This window comes from Micromonospora arborensis, assembly GCF_003205615.1.
GTDB classification, from domain to species: Bacteria; Actinomycetota; Actinomycetes; order Mycobacteriales; family Micromonosporaceae; genus Micromonospora; species Micromonospora arborensis.
The window spans coordinates 1-4757 of sequence record NZ_PYBV01000001.1 but is presented as its reverse complement, the minus strand read 5'-3'; the positions used below and the strand labels follow the sequence as shown (position 1 = coordinate 4757).

At 73.6% G+C, this 4757-nt stretch carries 3 protein-coding genes and 1 pseudogene; 3 read left to right on the top strand and 1 reads right to left on the bottom strand.

The window, feature by feature from the left end; translation table 11 throughout:
- Positions 1-86 precede the first annotated feature (86 nt).
- Positions 87-497, bottom strand: a complete 411-nt coding sequence (locus tag C7C45_RS00020) for an HPF/RaiA family ribosome-associated protein (RefSeq protein ID WP_110561527.1) — start codon at positions 495-497, stop codon at positions 87-89.
- 304 nt (positions 498-801) lie between these two features.
- Between C7C45_RS00020 and C7C45_RS00015 the strand changes: the two genes are divergently transcribed.
- The 3 genes and pseudogenes from C7C45_RS00015 (at position 802) to C7C45_RS00005 (ending at position 4607) form a co-directional block, all read left to right on the top strand.
- On the top strand, positions 802-1587 hold the full coding sequence (locus C7C45_RS00015) for a single-stranded DNA-binding protein (protein ID WP_110561526.1): 786 nt from the start codon (positions 802-804) through the stop codon (positions 1585-1587).
- A 321-nt stretch (positions 1588-1908) separates the two neighbouring features.
- Positions 1909-2892 (top strand): annotated as a pseudogene (locus tag C7C45_RS00010) (cobalamin biosynthesis protein); the annotation flags it as partial.
- A gap of 170 nt (positions 2893-3062) precedes the next feature.
- Entirely contained in the window at positions 3063-4607 is a 1545-nt protein-coding gene (locus C7C45_RS00005) for a cobyric acid synthase (protein ID WP_110561525.1), read from the top strand.
- The last annotated feature ends 150 nt before the right edge of the window (positions 4608-4757 follow it).

Sequence of the window (4757 nt, the reverse complement as noted above, 5' to 3'; positions counted from 1 at the left end):
CGATCTTGCACTTTCTGTCCCGACAAAAGGGGCGATAGCCGCTGTTCGGGAGCCGAAAGTGCAAGATCGCGGGGGTGTGGCGTGGGTCAGGCAGTTTCCGCGTCGGCGCGGGGGGCCGGGTCGTCGGCCTCCAACTGCGGCTCGGGGAGGTCGCGCAGGTGCTTGTTGTGGCGCGGCTCCTGGCGGGTCTTGGCGTCGTTGAGTCGGCGGCGCAGGTCGTCGCGGACGTCGTTGAGCGCGGCGTGCAGGTCCTCCTCCGCGGAGGTCGTGACGATCTTCTGCCGGCCGGCGATCCAGCACTCCAGGGTGACCTTCTGGCCGCGGGCCTCCCGGTCCTTCACCGACACCTCCAGCTCGGTGGCGTCAGCGTGGAAGCTGGCCAGCCGGGCGTCGAGGGTGACGAACTGCTCGGCGATCCAGTTGCGGTCGCCCTGCGAGAACCCGGCGCCCACCCGCAGGCACTCAGCGACGGTGGCCGGGTTCGCGACGGCGCTCATCGCCGCGCCTCGGAAACGACCGCGGAGCCGATTTTGGTGATCATCATGGCGCTGACCTCTCGTCGACGTGGAGCTGTCGGTGGTGCGTTGATCAAATCCATACCCAGATTGGCCGGCCCCGGAAACCGCCGACGCCCAGTCGGGGTGGTTCGCCGTACCACATTCGGGAGTGATCAGGGCGTTGTCCACAGGTGGGTTCGTCGTCCACAGGTCGGGGCTGGGCGCTGGCGATGGCCGTGCTCAACGCACAGGCTCGGTGTCGAGTCGACTCGCGCTGGCAGGCCCCGATCCCCCTGGAGGGACGATGTTCGACACTTACGTAACAATTGTCGGCAATGTGCTGACTACGCCCGAGTGGCGACGTACCACCCAGAGCAACACCCTGGTGGCCAACTTCAAGGTCGCCTCGACCGCCCGCCGGCTCGACCGGGACAGCGGCCGGTGGGTCGACGGCAATTCGCTCCGCGTCCGCGTCAACTGCTGGCGCAAGCTCGCCGAAGGCGTGGCGGCCTCGGTGATGGTCGGCGATCCGGTGGTCGTCTGCGGTCGGCTCTACACCCGCGACTGGACCGACGACGCCGGCAACCACCGCACCCTCTACGAGCTGGAGGCGGTCGCCGTCGGCCACGACCTGTCCCGGGGCCGGGCCCGGTTCCTGCGCAACCGGCCGAGCATGACGACCAGCACCGTGGAGGACGCGGAAGCCGAGAGTCGGGTGCACGGGGAGCCCACCGAGCCGGTTCCGGCCGGGCACGCGCCCGTACTGCCCGACGACCGTCCGCTGGACGACGACTTCGAGCTGCCCGACTACGCGGCGCTGCGAACCAGCCCGTTCGTCGAGGGCCCGCCAGACGACGATGGCACCCTGACCGGCGGGCCGGGCACCCTCCCGTCGGGCCTCGACGACGAGCTGGCCCTTCCCACCGAGGAAGCCGACGAGCTGGCCCTCCCGGCTGAGGACGACCTCGACGACAACACCGACGAGGACCTGGACGACGAGTTGGGGCCCGCGCCGGACGAGAGCCAGCCGGAGCCCGTGCCGTCCGGTCGGGGGCGGCGGGGCCGGGGCAGGGTCCCGCAGCCGGCGTGACCGATCGGTTCGACCATCGCGGGTCGGGCGGCGACCGAACTGTCTGAGGTCCCGCGCACGTCGCGGGCTTCGGTGGCACGACCCACACGGCACGACGGGGGTGGGGTGGCGACGCGACCAGCGCCGTCACCCCACGTGACGGCGGGGTGGGCTGGCGCCGTCACCTACGTGAGGGCGGGTGGGCTGGCGCCGTCACCCCAAGCGGCGACCGGACTGGGGGCGGCGGTCGCGGCCTCTCCCGAGGCGTTGATCGCTGGAGCACCGTGGGTCGGGCTGGCTCACCGGGCGCTCGTCTAGGCTGGCCGGCCGGAGGTGGTGCGGGTGCGACGGACAGGGCCGGTGGCGAATGCGGTGGGGTTGCTTGCCGGGTACGCGCTGGACAGGCTGCTCGGTGATCCACGCCGGTTGCACCCGGTGGCCGGCTTCGGGCAGGCCGCGAGTGCGCTGGAGCGCCGCCTCTACCGGCCGGACCGGACGGCGGGCGCGGCATTCACCGCGCTGGCCGTGGGCGGGCCGGTGCTGCTCGGGGTGGTCGCCGCGACGGCTACCCGGCACCGGCCGGTGACCCGGGCGGCGCTCGTCGCCGTCGGCACCTGGACCGTGCTGGGCGGCCGGACACTGCGGCACGAAGCCACCGTCATGGGGCGGGCGCTGCGTGACGGTGACCTGCCCGCTGCCCGGCGACGCCTCGGCCACCTCTGCGGACGGGACCCGTCGACGCTGGGCGAGTCGGAGCTGGCCCGCGCCACCGTCGAGTCGGTCGCGGAGAACACCTCCGACGCCGTCGTGGCCCCGCTGGTCTGGGGCGCGGTCGCCGGTCTGCCCGGGCTGCTGGGCTACCGCGCGGCGAACACCCTCGACGCGATGGTCGGGCACCGGTCGGCGCGCTACGCGCGGTTCGGCACCCCGGCCGCGCGCCTGGACGACGTGCTCAACCTGGTGCCGTCCCGGCTGACCGGGCTGCTCACCATCGCCGTGGCGCCGGTCGCCAACGGGGATCGGCAGCGGGCCTGGCAGGTGTGGCGGCGCGACCGCAACGACCACCCGAGCCCCAACGCCGGCCAGTGCGAGGCGGCGATGGCCGGCGCGCTCGGCGTCCGCCTCGGTGGCCGCAACGTCTACTTCGGGCGCTCCGAGGTGCGGCCGTTCCTCGGCGACGGCCCCCGTCCGGAGGCACGCCACCTGAAGCGGGCGGCCCGGATCTCCGGCGCGGTCGGGCTGGCCGCCGTTGGGCTCGCCGCCGCGTACCCGGTGACCCTCGGCCGCCTGGTCGGAGCCGTGGGCCGCCGCTGCCTCGGCGCCCTCGCGGGCCCCGGTGGGCTGGGCAGGACGCACAGGGCCGTCCGAGCGGGCGGGGCTGCCAGAGCGGGTAGGGCTGCCAGAGCGGCCGGGGCCGTCCGAGCGGGCGGGGCCGTCGGGACAGGCGGGGCGGTCGGGACAGGCGGGGCCCTCGGAGCGGGGCGGGGGAGCGGGCGGTGAGCGGCGGGCTGCTGGTCGCCGGCACAACCTCCGACGCCGGCAAGAGCGTGCTCACCGCCGGCATCTGCCGCTGGCTGCACCGCCAAGGTGTGCACGTGGCCCCGTACAAGGCGCAGAACATGTCGAACAACTCGGCGGTGGTCGTCGGGTCGGACGGGCGCGGCGGCGAGATCGGGCGGGCCCAGGCGATGCAGGCCGCAGCCTGTGGGCTGGCACCCGACCTGCGATTCAACCCGGTGCTGCTCAAGCCGGGCAGCGACCTGGCCAGTCAGGTGGTGCTGCTCGGCGAGGCGGTCGACACCATCACCGCCGGCACCTTCCGGCACCTGCGTCCCCGACTTGCCGAGACCGCGTACGCGGCGCTCGCCGAGCTGCGTGACGCGTACGACGTGGTGATCTGCGAGGGCGCCGGCAGCCCAGCGGAAATCAACCTACGGGCCGGTGACTACGTCAACATGGGGCTGGCCCGGCACGCCAACCTGCCCACCATCGTGGTCGGCGACATCGACCGGGGTGGCGTCTTCGCCTCGATGTTCGGCACCGTGGCCCTGCTGGACCCGGCCGACCAGGCGCTGATCGCCGGCTTCGTGATCAACAAGTTTCGGGGCGACCTCGGGCTGCTCCAGCCAGGGCTGGACATGCTGCGTCACGTCACCGGCCGCCCCACGTACGGGGTGCTGCCCTGGGCACTGGACCTGTGGCTCGACGCGGAGGATTCACTCGCCTACGGCCGCGTGCTCGGCCGCCCCGCAGCCCCGCACGGCACCGAGTGGTTGGACGTGGCCGTCGTCCGCCTACCCCGGATCAGCAACGCCACCGACGTGGAGGCGCTCGCCACCGAGCCGGGCGTCCGCGTACGCCTCACCATCGAACCGGCCGAACTGGCCGCCGCCGACCTGGTCGTCCTGCCCGGCTCCAAGTCCACCGTCGCCGACCTCGCCTGGCTGCGCGAAACCGGTCTCGCCGACGCGGTGGCCGCACACGTCGCGGCCGGCAAACCGTTGCTCGGCCTCTGCGGCGGCTTCCAGATGCTCGGCCGCGCCATCCACGACACGGTGGAGAGCCGCCGGGGCAGCGTGCCCGGGCTCGGCCTGCTGCCCATCGAGATCACCTTCGATCCCCGCAAGACCGTCCGGCAGTCGGTGGGCACCGCCCACGGCAGCCTTCCGGTGCGCGGCTACGAGATCCACCACGGGTACGTCTCGCAGGCCGACCCGACCCTGACCCCGCTGCTCACCAGCGACGACGGTGCCGGCGAGGGAGCCGTGCTCGGCGCGGTACACGGCACGCACTGGCACGGGGCATTCGAGTCCGACGAGTTCCGCCGGTGGTTCCTCACCGAAGCGGCTCGCCTGGCCGGCCGTACCGGTTTCCGGGTCGCACCGGCCACCAGCTTCGCCGCCGCCCGGGAACGCTCGCTCGACCTGCTCGGCGACCTGGTCGAGGAACACCTGGACACCGACGCCCTCTGGCGACTCATCGAAACCGGCCCACCGCCTGGCCTCCCGTTCATCCCACCCGGGCCCCCACCGTCCCGGTAACCCCACCGACCCACCAACCAGACCCGATCCAGCCCACCGCCACCGTCGGCGATTCGGGGGCGGGATGTCGGCGGGCGGTTGGGCCGGGCGGCGGGCGGTCGGGCCGGGCGGTCGGGCGGCGGGCGGTCGTGCCGGGCGGTTGGGCGGCGG